This is a genomic window from Virgibacillus aidingensis (genome assembly GCF_010994035.1).
In the GTDB taxonomy this organism is placed as follows: domain Bacteria; phylum Bacillota; class Bacilli; order Bacillales; family Amphibacillaceae; genus Virgibacillus_N.
Window position 1 is genome coordinate 98,969 of the sequence record NZ_WIXN01000013.1, and the last position, 15,399, is coordinate 114,367.

Below are 15,399 nucleotides of genomic sequence, written 5' to 3' on the forward strand. Positions count from 1 at the left end.
GAAATAGTATACAAAAATCCAAGTAGAACATTTTATTTTTTTAAAGTCCAATTATTTTTCAATTTACTTTTAACATATCCCTTAACCTCTTCTGGAGTTGTCATCTCTAAATACATACTTTTGGCTGTTACTCGTAACATTTTAGCGACATCATGTTTTCGTTCATTATCGGCATCAGGAAGGTGAGTATATACCAATTTTTTAGATTCAACTGGATCTAAAAAGGGATGCACTTTTTTAACTTTTAAAGCAATTTCTAAGGATAGTTTAGCAGTATGTTGCCGATATTCTGTTCCACCTCGTTTATGGTATTCATATTCTTGATTTAAATTGGCTATAAATTCATCCAATGATAAATTAACCCAAGGTTTTTTCAAACTAATCACTCCCTTCTTCTATTGATTAAAGCTTCGAGTATCTTTCAAATCATACTGTGTTTTCATGTGTAAAATAATAATAAGAAGGACTTTTCTGATTTCCTTTTGAAAAAATGTTCCATTAATATATAATTATATCCAATTGAGGTTAAGAATTCTTACCTACTTTCTCAAGTGACGGTGGTGATATTAATGAATAGAAGTGAAAGGTTTATAGCTAGGATAATGTTTCAGTTAAAAGTTCACCAAAGTGATGGACAAGAATATGAGAACCTTTTTTCTAAGGTGATGGTTAAACATAATTCTAATTTTAAGCAGGTTAAACCATATGGCAACATAGGTGATCGAAAAAATGATGGATTCGATCAAGAAAAAGGTATTTACTATCAAGTTTTTGCACCTGAGAATATAGATAAATCAAGAACAATAATTGATGCAGCAAAAAAACTAAAAGAAGATTTTAATGGATTAAAATCATACTGGGACAACATTTGTAAAATAACAGAATTTTATTATGTCGTTAATGATAAATACAAAGGTATTCCTGCTCCTGTCCATAAAGAAGTTGTGGAACTTAGATCCGAAAATCCTGGCGTTTTTTGTGATACTTTTTGTAGTAATAGTCTAGAATCGATTTTCATGGATTTAGTCGCTGAAGATATAATAGATATAGTAGGGATTATTCCAAATGAAGAAATAGGATTTTTGAATTTTGATATATTGCATCAAGCAGTAGAATATTTGATAAATTCAGAAAGCGATGTTTTCTTAGACTCCCTCACTGATAGTCCTGATTTTAATGAAAAAATTGAGTTTAACAATTTAAATCCCTTTTGTGCAAATATGCTGACTGTTGCAAGCTATCAAATAGGTGATTTGGAAAGCTATTTTAATAGCACTGGAGAATTTGTGAAAAATGAATTAAAGAATAGATTTATAAGCTTATATAAACAGTCTAAAGAAAAAATTAGCAGTACCAGCAATAATTACGCTGACAAGAGATTTATGTATATCTTAAATAATGCCTCGCCAAGCGACAAAAAAGCTGTAAAAGATGCGGTTCTGGTTTTAATGTCATATTATTTTGAAGCATGTGATATTTTTGAGGCTCCAATAAAGGTGGAGTTAAAATGATTCTACCACAAAAGCATATTAAAATGTCAGAATCAATTTTTGGTTTAAGTGCTATGATATTAGAATTGATTGATAAACCAACTAATATAGATAATTTATGGTTGGAACTTCAGAAGGCTAACATAAAAGGTGATATTCCAGGTCACCAAACCTTCGATAACTTTATACTATGTATTAGTTTTTTGTTTATGATAGGTGCAATCTGTGAGGATAAAAGGGGGCGATTAAAGCTATGCGATTAATACGGTTAAGTTCAAATATGAATTCATTCCATTCAGTTGAGTTTAAAGATGGGTTAAATTTAATTGTAGGAAAACAAGCTAATCCTAATGATAGTAACAAAAAGAATACATATAACGGTGTGGGGAAATCATTAATAATTTATCTTATACATTTTTGCTTAGGATCAAATAGGATAGACGTTTTTGAAGAAAAAATTCCAGGTTGGGAGTTTAAACTGGATTTTTTACTTGATGGAAAAATGTTTACATCAAGGCGTAATACCAAAAAACAAAGTGAAATATTTCTAAATAATGAAAAGCTTACAATTACAAAGTTTCGCTCGATAATGTTAGATAAAGTATTTGGAATCCAAGACAAGATAAATTTTTTAACATTTAATTCATTATTTCCAAGGTTTATTAGGAGAGATAGGGAGTGTTATGTAAAATATGATACATTTGTTAGAAAAGAACAAGATTACAGTAGAATTTTAAACAATACATATCTTCTTGGACTTGAGACGAATCTGACTACTAAAAAGTACGAACTCCGAAGTCGTTATAATAAAACTAATTCTTTAAAACAAAGCATTGAAAAGGATCCAATTATTAAGGAACATTTTCATAATAAAGAGGATACAGAAATAGAAGTATTAGATCTGGAGGATAGTATTACAAAATTAGAAATTGAATTAGCTGCTTTTAAAATTGCTAGTAATTATCATGAAATCGAAAAAGATGCGGATCAAAAAAAATATGAACTAAATAATCTAGAAAATAAAAGAATCTTAATTAGCAATTCAATTAGGAGCATCAATAAGTCTATCGAAATTGAGCCAGATCAATCTGAACAAAAAGTTATTAATCTCTATAAACAGGCAAAAATTGAAGTACCCGAGATGGTAGTGAAGAAAATAGAGGAAGTAGTTAGTTTTCAAGAAAATCTTTTAAAAAATCGAAACCAAAGGCTTTCAAGAGAACTTATTAGTAATCGAGAGAAACTTAAAGAAGTTGAAAATGAAATAGAAAAAAAAGGTGAAGAACTTAATAAGCTTCTAAAATATTTGGATACACACGGAGCACTAGATGAGTACACTTCTTTAAACAAAAAATTAAGTGATTTGAAACTTAAACTTGAAAAACTAAAAGAATACCAAGAAATTTTAAAAACTTATAAAAAGAAATTGCGAGATGTGCAATCGGAATTATCAGAACAAAACATACAAACAGAGGAATATCTGGAGTCTAATCAAGATTTGTTAGAAGAAATTATGAACACATTCCGAAATTTATCGAAATCGTTTTATGATAAGCCTGGTGGTATTAAAATTGAAAATAATGATGGTGAAAATACTTTAAGATATAACATTATTGCTAAGATTCAAGATGATTCATCTGACGGAGTTAACGAAGTGAAAATTTTTTGCTATGACATGACCATGTTACTACTTCAACAAAATCATAAATTTGAATTTTTATTTCATGATAGCCGTTTGTTTGCCAATATGGATCCAAGACAAAGATATACCTTATTTAAACAAGCATTTGAAAAAGTAAATGAAAATGGTTTACAATACATCGCCTCTATTAACGAGGACACTTTGGACTCATTTAAAGATTTAATGGAATTAGATGAATACAAGAAGATTGTAGATGATAATATAATTCTAAAATTAACGGATGAATCCGATGCAAGTAAACTTCTTGGAATACAGATTGATATGGATTATGAGAAATGAACCCTTTAAATATACATAAATATTTGACGCAAATCTGACGCAAAAATTGACGCAAAATCATTTAAAACAATTAAAATTCTTTATAAGTAATATAACCAACAAATGCAATAATCCTTGATATAACAATGATTTTTATCAATATTTTTGAAAGTTTCAAACATACGCCGCACACTTGACAGGGTAGAGGTTATTAGTTTGGTATGTATTATATGCAAAAGCTATTTTCTATAAATTTAAAGAGTGGATCTGACTCTTTTCTTTCATATTTTTTACACTTAAATTTGAAAGCATAGGGGCTGATAGTGTCTATGAGTTTGAGAATTAGTAATTAAAGCTTAGAAACTAATATACAGAAGCAGGAATTATACTGCTTTTACGGTTTTATTTTATGAAAGAATTAGATATAATGTTTCAAACAAAAAATAGTTGGTGGAGCTAAACAAATTATTGATATTTTATCGGTTGTAGCTGATTCATTCTAATGCATTGTGCATTGTATATTTAAAGATCCCGATACAGATATTAATCTACACATATTTTAGTGATGGTGCATCAGATTGACTGGAAGCCAATAGTACATACAAGTGGGATAAATATGCTTCTGTTAAACATGGTTTAGCTGGTAGGTATAGGGGCCATGTACCAGATTATACAAATGAACCCGCTAATTAAGGAAAATGACTCAATGTATTACCACTTGACCAAAAAGTATTTCCTTATCGGGGATTTCATCTTCATCTAATCCTTCAAGACATAATTTAATTACTTCTTTTATGTTTTCGGTTGCTTCTTGCAATGTTTTACCTTGTGTGTAGCATCCTTCAAAAAAAGGACAAGTTGCTACAAAATAGCCATTTTCATCTTTTTCGTATAAAATTGGAAATGTTTTAGCCATGCTAACCACCTCATCGTTATTATACGCAAGATTATTCACATAATCACGGCTTTTTGCTTTTAAAGGCCGTTAATGTTGTGAATAAACTCTAAAACTATATAAACATTGATGCAACGATAATTATAAACAAAATATGTTGCTTGTTTTGGTCTTGAAATATAAGACACCTAGTATAAGACGACAATAGTTATTGGTGAGTTATATTGACAATTAGAAAAATACAAACCTATCGCATGTTATGATTGACCCTCAAAAAAATTATTAATTTTAAAAAAAAGATGTGTGCTCATAATATTCTTTTCTATTTTATGTTTTTTTGAAATATACCCATTCCCTTACATACGCCTATACTGATTATTATTAATCAGCCCCAATTTAGCCCCAAAATTAGCCCCAAATGTGTTCATTTACATGCTTTATCCTGCAATCTCAAGAAAAATAGAAAAAGCCTTGAACCCTTGATATAACAAGGTTTCTAAGGCTTTTAATACTACGCTTTGCAAAGCGAAAAACCTAAATCGTCTAAATGCGCCACCTCCCCTTCATCGAATTGACGCTGGATGACTTGAAACTCTGCTTGCCAGTCGTATTTTTTCCGTCCTTTTGATGTCCGGGTTGGTTTACGAAAGAGTGCACGTATAAAGCCATCAAACCGTTTGAAAAGAAAACTTTGCAATGTCCGTTTGATGTCCAATAGTGCGCCATGGTTTCCCGCCTTTGACTGAAGGAGTACTTGTAAACCGTAAGTAATAAGCGCAATCCAAAGCTGGTTATAGACGGCATTTTGACTTTTGCCATAGAACGTTTTGATCTTTAAATGTTGTTTCATCCATTTAAAGAATGTTTCTATTTTCCAGCGGTAGCGATATAAATCGGTGATTTCCTTGGCAGATAAGTCGAAGCAACTCGTAACGATAATCACGAGATTTCCTTCTCCATCTTTTGTTTCAATCAAACGAAGGGGGTGTTCCATTTTTGTCCCGTTTTGTTCATTTCCCAAAAAGACCTCTTGGTCTTTGAAAATGAAGTTTTCAGGATCTGGCTGTTGTTCCGATAGAACCTCAAACTTTGCATTTTTCTTTAAACGGGTGATGAATCGAACATCTTGATAGCTGAGCCGTTCAAACTGCTTATAATCAACATATCCTCGGTCAAATAGTTGAATCGCATCCGCGTCAACATCAATAAGTTCTTCCATTTGTGTGCGATCCGCATGTTTGGCCGGCAGTAAAATCGCTTTGTCGGGTGCCGTTAGATCTTTCGTCACCACAACCCTTAAGTGAAGTCGCACACCCGCCTTCGTTTTTCGAAAGGTGGCCCAGGGGTATTGGCTGATACTCATACTCATCGTCGAAGAATCAATGACATGAAGCCTTCCGATATTTCGAACAAGAGGGGATTGCTTCATCTGTCCTTGAATCATCAGTACAAGATGATGAAATACCTTCTCGAAAACCTTGGGTGAGATTTGACTGAGCTTCCTAGAAAGTTGGGAAGTACTGATCGAATCAAGCTTCACTTGCAGCTGCAATTCTTCCTGATCGTTGGTGTATTTTGAGGGGTGCGTCAGGCTGTTCATGTCATTAATTTGAGAAATAATCAGTAGTTCAAAAAATATATAGGATGTAAGTTTCTTGACATACCGATCCAAATCAATCGTGTTCACTAGTTTTGAAAATTTTTGTTCATCAATCACGCTTAATAGTTCATTTATTGTGGATTTTGTGATATCCTTGTCCATGCGATTGCTCCTTTTAATTAGGGATTTGGACAGGACTACCAAACCTAATTATAAGGAGTTTTTACATTTTGGGACATTGAAAAATGACAAATAAGGAAAAATCCACCATAAAGATTTGAAAAAAAACACTTGACAAACGGAATTTAGGTTAATGCAAGGCTAATGGCGTTACATATAAAGACCAGAGTTGAAAGAAACTTTTATGTACAGAAGACACATTATGTGCAACAATTATATTTATTGTATGATTGAACGGGAAGGATAATTGAAGAGAAATATATGTATTCAACAGTCGGGCCATTTAATGGAATAAGGGGACTTTCAAAGTGAAAATTCTAAAGTCCTTATGTCCCAACTTCTCCTGTCTCTTCAGCGAGAGAGAAAGCCTATTCGTATGAAAATATCAAGATCATTCATACCCCTTTGCTTGATAATATTTTCTGACCTATGACGGGAACTCAGTAACGGTCACTTTATTATAGAGTCATATATATTGGTTAATCTGACTTTCGTTAAAAAGAATCTTAAACATCTTGCTTCACACACAATCTCTCGATTTCTATAAGGGGCTTATATGGGGCAAAAAAATTGCGCAAGCAAGCTCTAAATACCATTAAGTAAATCCGTATAGTACTGTCTTAGTTTTTCTTTTAGAATAACAGGTTCTATAATTTTTATTGATTTTCCAAAGCCGGAAAGATACTTAATGATAAAATCAATTTCGTTAGGCTCATATGAACCGATAATATACATATTTTCCTGCTCATGAATTAACTTAATCGAGGGGTAATGTTCTTGTTGAAAATACTCCACTCCCCTCTGGTCAACTAAACATTTAAATTGAACTGCATTTTCAGAAGGATTCCAGAGTGTGTGTGCATTTTGCATCGTAATTTCTTTTAAGTCCCCTAATGGTTGAATATCTGTTACTTCAGCAGATGTGATTCGATCACAACGGAAAACACGATAAGCTTTTTTACATATATCATAAGCCTGACAATACCAATAGCCTTTCATGAAGTAAATTGCAATTGGCTGAATAATACGAGTACCCGTTTGGTCAAGCTTTTGATAGGCTATTTTTAACACTTTATTATTAATAGCAGCCATCAACAAAATTTCTAAATGTTCACTATCTTTGATTTGCTCTGTATGTCGAAAGGAAACTCGATTTTGTATTCTCTCTATATCTTGTCTTTGGCTTTCAGATAATTCATTAAGAAATTTTTCGTGAATGGAACGAAAAGAGACTTGAAAAGGTAAACTTGAGAAGCTGCGTAGTGCTTTCATTGCAAAATAAAGTGCATAAACTTCTTGACTGTTAAAAGAAATTGGCGGAAGCTGCATTTTATTAAGTAATCGATACCCCCCGTAACGACCATATTCAGCATATATTGGTGCACCAATTTCCTCTAACGCTGCAATGTCTCTTAATGCCGTTCTTTTTGATATTTGAAACTCATGCATTAAATCTTGAAGTGTAAAATGCTTTTTATGATTGATGAAGCGCAGCATTTGATTTATACGTTCTGGTTTTCTCATAAATAACACCTCTTAATGGTGCCTTAATTTGTCACTTTTAATGACTATACTTGAAAGTGTAATCAATAATGATGAAGGAGGCAACCAATATGAAATTTGAAGTAATCCCATTTTTATCTTTGAATGGAAAGGCTGCGGCGGCAATTGCATTTTATGAAAAGTATTTAGGAGCAAAAGTTCTTTTTAAGAAAAATTATAAAGAAATGAAAGAAATGAATCCACATTTTAGTTATGAAGAAGGCCAGGATGAATATATTACACACTCTGTCTTGGAAATAGGTGCTAATAAACTAATGATAGCAGAGGAAGAAATGGACTCTTCGCGTCCCTGGCAATTAGGTAACAGTTCGTCACTGTGTATTCAGTCCAAAGATAGTAATGTAATTACTAGCCTTTATAATTCTCTTGTTCAACATGAAAAGGTAACCGTGTTAGTGCCACTTAAAAAAAATGTGTTCAGCCCCGGGTATGCGATAATACGAGATCCGTTTGGAATCGTTATACAGCTTTGTGTAACGATACATGATTTTTAATATTATAGAGGTGAATAAAAGCGTGAAATCACAAGAAGGGTCTCAAGGTATGCTCGAAAATGTGCGCAAGATCTGCCTTATACTGCCCGAAGATGTTGAGCATATCGATGGTTTTGGGCACACTGCCTTTCAAATTAATGGAAAATCATTTGTGAAAGTTACTGAAAAGGCCGGTTTGTCATTTAAATCAGATCGGGAAACTCAAGAGTTTTTGCTGCAGAAAGAGTATGTTTTCAAAACCCCATATATAGGGCATCATGGTTGGGTTTCTATTCAAAAACCACATGACGGGGACTGGGATGAACTGACCGAATTGATTCAAGAAGCCAATTTTACGTGCTGCACTGAAGCGCTTGGTTAAGGAATGGATTGGGCTGCATAAGAAGTGAGTTTATAATAGTTACGAGGAAGAGAGGCGTGATAATTTAACGAGTTTACCTTGATAAAGTTATTCCATTGTAGGGCGCAATCGTATTATAAGGTCAACCAGAATTTATTTTCTGGTTGACCATTTTTAATGGTTTAATGAGGGTAGCCGGGGTAGGACGCTCGGGCGCGTGGGACTTGATCCCGTCCGCAATATTGTCCACCCCCTACTTGTAGAAACATGTTTGAAGCTGGTTGGGACGTAGATTCCGTATAACAAGCGAAGCTGTGAAACTACAAGATAGGTTAGGGGAACCGGCGAATACACCAAGGGAGATGTGAGAAAGAATGGATCCAGTCATTGGCCTGGATATCGCCAAGGGAGAAAGTCAGGTTCAGGCCTTTTTAGAAAGGAAGAAGCCCTATAAGAAAAACTTTAAGTTTACACACAATCTATTAGGGTTACATGAGTTTTATCGTTTTTATCAAGAAGTAGAGCAGGTTTCGGGGCTGTCTCCAGCTGTTATCTTTGAATCAACCGGTCACTATCATGAACCTGTACTTCAATTTCTTGAAAGCCATGAAGTAACCTACTATTTGATCAATCCGGTTGTCTCCTATGAAGCGAAAAAGACGAACTTACGCAAGGTGAAAACAGATGCCATTGATGCTTATCACTTGTGCGAGCTTTACTACAAAGAAGACCTAGAAACATTCCAAAAGAAAACGATGCGGACCATGAATTTACGTAATCTAACTAGGCAACATGGGGCTTTAACTGGAACGTATGTACAAATCAAACTTCAGTTTCAAACGATATTAGATCAGGTTTTTCCTGAATATCATGGCGTTTTTGGCAGCTTATATTCCAAAATCTCATTGAAAACCTTACTCCAATATCCAACATCCTACGATGTTAAAAACGCAAAACAGGAAGAGTTGGCCACTAAGATGCACAAACTGGGCGCCAAGCGGTCTTACTCGTGGTTTTTGAATAAAGCCCGTGAATTAAAGGATGCGGCTAAACGGAACCCTTTTAAACAAAGTAAATATCACAGCCATCTCGTCAGCCTGCGTATGTACGTTGAGCTACTTCTCCAATACCAAAGGCACCTATCCAAGCTGGAAGAAGAGATAGATGCCCTGGCTAGAACTTTTGAAGAATATGAGTTGATACGGTCGATTCCCGGTATCGGAGGTAAGATTGCCGCCACAATCATCTCCGAAATGGGGGAAATCGATCGGTTTAGCCACCCAAAAAAGCTGGTTGCCTATGCAGGTATTGATCCTAGCGTTCATGAATCCGGGAAATTTAAAGCGACCATCAACCGAATCACCAAAAGAGGTTCATCGAGATTTCGGCAGGCGCTCTATACAGCTGTGCAGTGCGGCTTGACCAACAATCGTAATGCCAAGCTTAAGGCCTTTTATGACCAGAAACGAGAAGAAGGCAAACCACACAAGGTCGCCGTCATCGCTTGTGCAAACAAACTTATTCACTGGATCCATGCCATGTTAAAGCGTAAAGAATCTTTTGTAGAACAATAAACAGCTTTAAAAATATCCCGATATTCCAAAACCTTCCAATTTAGAAGTGGTAGGTTATTTGGTATGCTCGATTTTATTGTAACATGTTTTTATGAATTTTTTTAGACACAGGTGTTGACTCATATTAGCTGGTATTGTTTAATAAGAATAAATAGGATATTGCATTGCATATTCCGAAAAAATTGCGTATTCCCCACGATAATCCAAAGTAAATGTTACTCTTACTGTCCAAGTTCATTAAGGGGCTTATAAGAGATGAACTTCATGATTTAGCAGAAGAATCGACGAATGGTGTTTTTGCCTGTGATACTGATGAAAGTGAGGAAGAACGTAAAATGAAGCATGACTTAGTAAATGATTTCATAAAAAAACATAAAAACAGACATGGGTAAGTTTTTGGATGTTGTTCGGATTATGAAAGACTGAATCGAAACCCAAGTTATGATTTCACAACTTAAAGGTTTTGACACTAAAACTCAATGCCGGAGTTGAATCATGGTTTATGTCGCACTTCTTCGAGGGATCAATGTTGGCGGGAAAAATAAAATTGACATGAAATTGCTTAAACAAACGTTTGAACAGTGGGTATGCGTCAAGTCGTGACATATATCAATACGGGCAATATCATTTTTACACACGACGTCCTTTCGAAAACAGGAATCGCACACATTTTGGAAGAAGCGATACATCAAGACTTCTGATTGCAGATCAAAGTGGTGGTTCGTAGTATTGAGGATATCCGAAAAATCATCAACGCCATTCCGGATGAATGGAAAAACGACAAAGAAATGAAAAGTGATGTACTATTTTTATGGGATGGCATTGATGACGAATCGGTATTGGAGAATTTCGTCATCAAACCGGATATCGACACGGTGAAATACGTTCCTGGCACGATTCTATGGTCGGTTGACAAGAAAAATGTGACTAAAAGCGGGATGTCAAAGATCGTCGGTTCAAAACTATACAAACAAGTGACGATCGGAAATGTCAATACCGCTCGTAAAATATACATTCTGATGCAAGAAGTGCACAGAGGTAAGTGATTGTATCAAATCCTAGCTTAAAGAGGGGAATGTTAAAAATCGGATATGACACTGTCAAAAAACAACAGTTTGAGGCAATCGGTTTAAAATGGGAAGGAACGTTTTCAGAGGCAGAAGCTGGTGGAATCAAATCCATGATGAAAGAAATGCATGAGAGAATGAATGAGATTGATCATGTTGTACAATCTGAAAATCTCATCGGGCTATCTTACAATGCCCAAACGGGGAACGATCGTTTCGTACCTTATTCCGTTGTTGAAGTCGCGAAAATTTCCAATATTCCGGAAGGCGTGATGGCAATCAGTGTACCTGAAACAACATTTGTGAGAATGAAGCATCTAAAAGGTCAAGATATTCGAGCATCTTACAGAAACATTTATCAATGGATTGCAGAGAAGGGTTACGTTACTTCAACTGAGTACCTTACGCACCTTGAAATCTATCCTGTACATCAAGATTCATACTCAAACGACCCTAATTTTACGATTATGATACCTATTACAATGGAGGAATGAGTAATGGATGAAATTAAGACAATGATGAATGATTGGTTGCAGCACCGGCGTATTTTAGAAGAATTGCTGGAACAAATCGATGATGAACATCTTCATTTTAAGCCGTGGGATGGAGCGATGAGTTTAAGCGAACTTGCCCTCCATGTCGCCGCTTCAAATGAGGCCTTTATCACCGTTGTGAAAACAGGGGGGGAACTCGTCATTCCAGATGTCCCCGAATGTACAACAATGGATGACGTACGGAAGAATGTTCGGAAGTTTACGAAAAAAACAAAAGCAACATATGAATCGTTGACAAAAGCCAATCTCGAAGCTGAAAGCCCCATTCCACATCCGAAACTGCAAGGAAAAAGAAAAGTATTGCTGACGGCGGTATATGAACATGAGATTCATCACAAAGGCCAATTGTACGTCTATGCTCGCATGGTCGGTGCGGAATCCCTCCCATTTTTTCGCTAATGTGATGATGGGAACGGACTCATAAAAAGAGGAAGAGGATGATCTGGAACATTTTTCCAGATCATCCTCTTTTCTCACATATACGAATTATTTGGACTTTCAGTTATGATTTGAAAGGTCACGCCGAACTTGTCGGTCACATTTCCGAAAGATAAAAGTGAAGAACCACTTATTATTGATCAGCCAGAGGACAACCTTGATAATGAATCAGTATTTAATCAGCTAGTTCTATGTATTGTGGAGGCAAAGAAAAGAAGGCAGATTATTATCGTGACGCATAATCCAAATATTGCTGTTGCTTGTTTAGCAGTATAGTAAATATTACTCTTACTGTCCAAGTTCATTAAGGGGCTTATTAGTCTGTTACGCCTGCGCAAAGTGCGAGCTGCCAGCGTCGGAAGTGTAGGTTATGATATCAGATAAGGATGATCCTCGACTTACATCTTTTTTTGAACATCATTCAAGTGCTTGAATGATGTTCAAGTTAATGGTATAATCAATTTATGAAATAACAATGATTCGATGAATGAACGGAAGGTTAGGAGAGGTATTATGGACGATAAAACTGAAGAGTATATCGGACCGAATCAAGCGATGTCCATCATCGATCGTTCGCAACGAATCGTTCGACAAAGCAGAAGATGGCACATGGTTGCGATGTTGGCAATGGGATTGATCACAATGTTTTTCTTCGCATTTTTAGGATGGGTGCCTCTGGAACGTTGGGCGAAATACGAAATATATCTTGTATTCGTTCCCATTATATTTTATCAGTTGTTGGTTTCGATCCGCAAAAAGCATCCCACGACAGGCTCAAAGGAACTGCGGAGATTTGAAAGGTTTATTTTCAATATATATACAGGACTAATGGTCGTTGCAGTCGCTACCTGTGTATTTCTATTACAACCAGGTACACTCCCCGCTGCATGGATTGGCGTTGTTCCTGCTTTACCATGTTTTTACGGAGCTTGGAGGATGAGAAGTTGACGAGCAAATCAACACACCCAAGACTTGAACTAAACGAGATAATTCATTCTCCCGTACGACTGTCTATGATGTCTGCACTTGGAGAAGCAGGTGAAGTTGATTTTGCTTTTCTTCGGGATTTGATAGAAGTAAGCGATTCCCTTTTATCCAAACATATCAGCACGCTGGAGAAAGCAGGTTACGTTGAAGTCAAGAAAGGTTTTATTGGGAAACGTTCGCATACATGGCTATCTTTGACGACTGAGGGAACCGATGCTTATAACGAATATATTCGTACGTTGCATCGCATTATTGGGTCTGCCCCCTGGCTTTAAGCAAAACGATTGAGTCCAGACAAGCTCAAGAGATTGTAGCAATCTGTAAGAAATTAATTCCTCTTTTTTCATTTATAATGGGTGTCAAAATGACTGGTAAAGCGATTGAGAGGGGGATACATGCACATGATTACCCAAGCATCCCAAATTAGACCTTAACGTTCGAGATGAGATAGAGATGATATTGAAAAAGATTATCGTGAAATGAAAGCGCGTGGTGTGATCTTTCATAGTGTATTTCGCAAGTGAAAAGTGAGCCATTTCGCAAACTAATTTTGAGCCACCTTGTTTGCGTCTAAATTGATCCATTCTTGCGTTTCCCTCATCCTATATGAAGAACCATTCATATTGATAACGTGCGATTTGTGAGTCAGTCGATCCGTTAATGCTGCTGTTAATACAGGATCGTGGAAAATATCTTGCCATTTCATAAATGGCAGGTTGCTTGTAATAATCGTTGATTTTCTTCCAGCTCGTAATGACAAGTGCGTGAATAGAAGTTCGGCGCCCTCCTTGTCAAAAGAGATATATCCAAGTTCATCGATAATCACCAAGTCATATTTCTCAAACTTTAACTCGAACGATCGCAGCGTCCTTTCCGAACGATGTTCCTTTAGCTGATTAATAAAGGAGGGAACAGTCGCAAAGAATACACGGTATCCGGCTAAACAAGCTTCCATTCCAAGCCCGGTCGCAATGTGGCTCATCCCAGTTCCAGGTGAGCCGGCTAGAATGGCATTCTGACCTTCTTTTATAAAATCAAGTGATTTCAGATGCGGTAATTTTTGTTTGGCCTGATCAGGTAAAGCGTCCTCTACTAATTCCTCTAACAATTTTTTCTGCGGAAAATTGGCTGCGCGAATCCGATTTTGCTTCGCACGTACGAATCGGTCACTTTGTTCCTGCAGAAGCACTTGAAGTAATACATCAAATGCTTCATCTGGATTTTTGAATGTGGTTTCATCTTGAACCATTTTGCGAATGCTCGGTAAGCGTAATTCTTTAGAGATCTCAACCAGTTGTTGTTTTTTTATCCACAATGCGTCACTCCTTCTTCCACTTGTTGAACCATGTTCGCATAGGCCTCCATATTACTTTCAGATTGCTCGATGACCTCGTCGCGGCCCAGAGGTGTGCTTTCTTTTTGGTGGGAAGATTGGTCACAGATGAAAAGAATTCGTTCTGTCGTGACATAGCCGAATCGAATCGCATTCAATTCTTTGACGGCTTCCATGACACGATCTAAGTTGTTATGTTCTTGAATATAAAGGAGTAACGCTAGAAATTCCTTTTCTTTTCCGATATAATGATTGGTGTATAATTCTTTTATGAGTCTTGGTGCCTGCCTCAAGCATTCGCTTTGGGCGAGAGCACCCTTTTTCTTTTGAAAGGTTTTCAGATAATGGTTGATATCCATTTCCCACTGATGCAATCCCCAATTGCGACAGTGCCGACAGGCAAGCTCTCCGTCAATAAATAGCCTATGTGATCAGCCCCTACCTTTGCTTTGATGTATTTGCCCACATGCCCTTCTGGTACCGAATAGTGATTTTGTTTAATCGCGACAGTGCTATACTTATCCACACGGCATTCAATGACATCAGCTACGTCAAACGGTGTATTGGCGGGCTTTGCGATTCCTTTTTCCTTTTTCATTAATTCAACCTGTTTAATTTTGTGTTGATGATGCAGGCGTTCATTGAGTTGTTGTAATATCAATGAAAGGTGTTGTTTTGCTTCTTCCAGGCTTGCAAAGGTATAGCCCGGTGCAAAGGCTTTTCTGCGAATAAACTCCACACTTCGTTCCACATGCCCTTTTTCATTGCCTTTTCTTGGCTGACACAAGCGAATGTTCAATTGATAGTAGTTGGACAAGTTGGTCATGCCGTCCGTGATGGTTCTCTCTGTTCCGATGTAAGCGTCAAATAGTCCCCACATTTTCACCATAGTTTTTTCATGCGATAATCTTCATAGAAAATAAT

The 15,399-nt window shown here is 36.2% G+C and carries 17 protein-coding genes and 2 pseudogenes; 13 read left to right on the forward strand and 6 right to left on the reverse strand.

The genetic code is table 11. From position 1 onward, the window contains the following. Positions 1-32 precede the first annotated feature (32 nt). On the reverse strand, positions 33-377 hold the full coding sequence (locus GHD25_RS12460) for a hypothetical protein (RefSeq protein ID WP_164217315.1): 345 nt from the start codon (positions 375-377) through the stop codon (positions 33-35). Between the two features lie 192 nt (positions 378-569). Between GHD25_RS12460 and GHD25_RS12465 the strand changes: the two genes are divergently transcribed. The 3 genes from GHD25_RS12465 to GHD25_RS12475 are packed head-to-tail and all read left to right on the forward strand — an operon-like array spanning position 570 to position 3,471. After that, positions 570-1,511 (forward strand): ABC-three component system protein, encoded by a 942-nt coding sequence (locus GHD25_RS12465; protein ID WP_164217317.1) that lies wholly within the window; start codon positions 570-572, stop codon positions 1,509-1,511. Further along, a complete protein-coding gene (locus GHD25_RS12470) occupies positions 1,508-1,753 on the forward strand; it encodes an ABC-three component system middle component 6 (RefSeq protein ID WP_164217319.1) in 246 nt (81 codons plus the stop codon). Before GHD25_RS12465 ends, GHD25_RS12470 begins: the two co-directional genes overlap by 4 nt. Continuing rightward, positions 1,744-3,471, forward strand: a complete 1,728-nt coding sequence (locus GHD25_RS12475) for a DUF2326 domain-containing protein (protein WP_164217320.1) — start codon at positions 1,744-1,746, stop codon at positions 3,469-3,471. Before GHD25_RS12470 ends, GHD25_RS12475 begins: the two co-directional genes overlap by 10 nt. Before the next feature lie 682 nt (positions 3,472-4,153). Here GHD25_RS12475 and GHD25_RS12480 read toward each other — a convergent pair. The 3 genes from GHD25_RS12480 to GHD25_RS12490 form a co-directional block, all read right to left on the reverse strand. Beyond that, positions 4,154-4,366 carry a type II toxin-antitoxin system HicB family antitoxin gene (locus GHD25_RS12480; protein WP_164217322.1) on the reverse strand — a complete coding sequence of 71 codons (213 nt, stop codon included), beginning with the start codon at positions 4,364-4,366 and terminating at the stop codon, positions 4,154-4,156. A 490-nt stretch (positions 4,367-4,856) separates the two neighbouring features. Next, positions 4,857-6,107 (reverse strand): IS4 family transposase, encoded by a 1,251-nt coding sequence (locus tag GHD25_RS12485; protein WP_164217324.1) that lies wholly within the window; start codon positions 6,105-6,107, stop codon positions 4,857-4,859. 603 nt (positions 6,108-6,710) lie between these two features. Then, entirely contained in the window at positions 6,711-7,649 is a 939-nt protein-coding gene (locus GHD25_RS12490) for a helix-turn-helix transcriptional regulator (protein ID WP_164217326.1), read from the reverse strand. Between the two features lie 89 nt (positions 7,650-7,738). On the opposite strand from GHD25_RS12490, the gene GHD25_RS12495 reads away from it, so the two are divergent. The 10 genes and pseudogenes from GHD25_RS12495 (at position 7,739) to GHD25_RS12540 (ending at position 13,417) form a co-directional block, all read left to right on the forward strand. Next, the gene (locus GHD25_RS12495) at positions 7,739-8,182 is read left to right on the forward strand and encodes a VOC family protein (RefSeq protein WP_164217328.1); all 444 of its coding nucleotides are present in this window, start codon (positions 7,739-7,741) and stop codon (positions 8,180-8,182) included. A 22-nt stretch (positions 8,183-8,204) separates the two neighbouring features. Further along, complete coding sequence (locus GHD25_RS12500; RefSeq protein WP_240452354.1) at positions 8,205-8,543, forward strand: MmcQ/YjbR family DNA-binding protein; 339 nt, start codon at positions 8,205-8,207, stop codon at positions 8,541-8,543. Between the two features lie 353 nt (positions 8,544-8,896). Beyond that, positions 8,897-10,096, forward strand: coding sequence for an IS110 family RNA-guided transposase (locus GHD25_RS12505; protein WP_164217330.1), 1,200 nt, complete (start codon positions 8,897-8,899; stop codon positions 10,094-10,096). A 212-nt stretch (positions 10,097-10,308) separates the two neighbouring features. Further along, positions 10,309-10,488 carry a hypothetical protein gene (locus tag GHD25_RS12510; protein WP_164217332.1) on the forward strand — a complete coding sequence of 60 codons (180 nt, stop codon included), beginning with the start codon at positions 10,309-10,311 and terminating at the stop codon, positions 10,486-10,488. Between the two features lie 103 nt (positions 10,489-10,591). Continuing rightward, positions 10,592-11,142 (forward strand): annotated as a pseudogene (locus tag GHD25_RS12515) (DUF1697 domain-containing protein). 29 nt (positions 11,143-11,171) lie between these two features. Beyond that, positions 11,172-11,657, forward strand: coding sequence for a GyrI-like domain-containing protein (locus tag GHD25_RS12520; RefSeq protein WP_164217334.1), 486 nt, complete (start codon positions 11,172-11,174; stop codon positions 11,655-11,657). A 3-nt stretch (positions 11,658-11,660) separates the two neighbouring features. Next, positions 11,661-12,116, forward strand: a complete 456-nt coding sequence (locus GHD25_RS12525) for a DinB family protein (RefSeq protein ID WP_164217336.1) — start codon at positions 11,661-11,663, stop codon at positions 12,114-12,116. Positions 12,117-12,245: 129 nt separating this feature from the next. Continuing rightward, positions 12,246-12,431 (forward strand): hypothetical protein, encoded by a 186-nt coding sequence (locus tag GHD25_RS12530; RefSeq protein WP_164217131.1) that lies wholly within the window; start codon positions 12,246-12,248, stop codon positions 12,429-12,431. Positions 12,432-12,668: 237 nt separating this feature from the next. Next, the gene (locus tag GHD25_RS12535) at positions 12,669-13,103 is read left to right on the forward strand and encodes a hypothetical protein (RefSeq protein ID WP_164217338.1); all 435 of its coding nucleotides are present in this window, start codon (positions 12,669-12,671) and stop codon (positions 13,101-13,103) included. Then, complete coding sequence (locus tag GHD25_RS12540) at positions 13,100-13,417, forward strand: winged helix-turn-helix domain-containing protein (RefSeq protein WP_205601358.1); 318 nt, start codon at positions 13,100-13,102, stop codon at positions 13,415-13,417. Before GHD25_RS12535 ends, GHD25_RS12540 begins: the two co-directional genes overlap by 4 nt. Before the next feature lie 269 nt (positions 13,418-13,686). On the opposite strand, the gene istB is transcribed toward GHD25_RS12540, so the two are convergent. Both istB and GHD25_RS20415 read right to left on the reverse strand, forming a co-directional pair. Then, the gene (istB, locus tag GHD25_RS12545; RefSeq protein WP_205601359.1) at positions 13,687-14,457 is read right to left on the reverse strand and encodes an IS21-like element helper ATPase IstB; all 771 of its coding nucleotides are present in this window, start codon (positions 14,455-14,457) and stop codon (positions 13,687-13,689) included. Beyond that, positions 14,448-15,337, reverse strand: a pseudogene (locus tag GHD25_RS20415) (Mu transposase domain-containing protein); the annotation flags it as partial. The pseudogene GHD25_RS20415 and the gene istB, both read right to left, overlap by 10 nt. Positions 15,338-15,399 lie beyond the last annotated feature (62 nt).

Excerpts from the sequence above, each read along its gene's own strand:
- GHD25_RS12490 (WP_164217326.1), bottom strand. The coding sequence starts at position 7,649 with ATGAGAAAACCAGAACGTATAAATCAAATGCTGCGCTTCATCAATCAT.
- GHD25_RS12465 (WP_164217317.1), top strand. The coding sequence starts at position 570 with ATGAATAGAAGTGAAAGGTTTATAGCTAGGATAATGTTTCAGTTAAAA.
- GHD25_RS12520 (WP_164217334.1), top strand. The coding sequence starts at position 11,172 with ATGTTAAAAATCGGATATGACACTGTCAAAAAACAACAGTTTGAGGCA.
- GHD25_RS12535 (WP_164217338.1), top strand. The coding sequence starts at position 12,669 with ATGGACGATAAAACTGAAGAGTATATCGGACCGAATCAAGCGATGTCC.
- GHD25_RS12485 (WP_164217324.1), bottom strand. The coding sequence starts at position 6,107 with ATGGACAAGGATATCACAAAATCCACAATAAATGAACTATTAAGCGTG.
- GHD25_RS12525 (WP_164217336.1), top strand. The coding sequence starts at position 11,661 with ATGGATGAAATTAAGACAATGATGAATGATTGGTTGCAGCACCGGCGT.
- GHD25_RS12495 (WP_164217328.1), top strand. The coding sequence starts at position 7,739 with ATGAAATTTGAAGTAATCCCATTTTTATCTTTGAATGGAAAGGCTGCG.
- GHD25_RS12475 (WP_164217320.1), top strand. The coding sequence starts at position 1,744 with ATGCGATTAATACGGTTAAGTTCAAATATGAATTCATTCCATTCAGTT.
- GHD25_RS12505 (WP_164217330.1), top strand. The coding sequence starts at position 8,897 with ATGGATCCAGTCATTGGCCTGGATATCGCCAAGGGAGAAAGTCAGGTT.
- GHD25_RS12480 (WP_164217322.1), bottom strand. The coding sequence starts at position 4,366 with ATGGCTAAAACATTTCCAATTTTATACGAAAAAGATGAAAATGGCTAT.
- GHD25_RS12510 (WP_164217332.1), top strand. The coding sequence starts at position 10,309 with ATGTTACTCTTACTGTCCAAGTTCATTAAGGGGCTTATAAGAGATGAA.
- GHD25_RS12470 (WP_164217319.1), top strand. The coding sequence starts at position 1,508 with ATGATTCTACCACAAAAGCATATTAAAATGTCAGAATCAATTTTTGGT.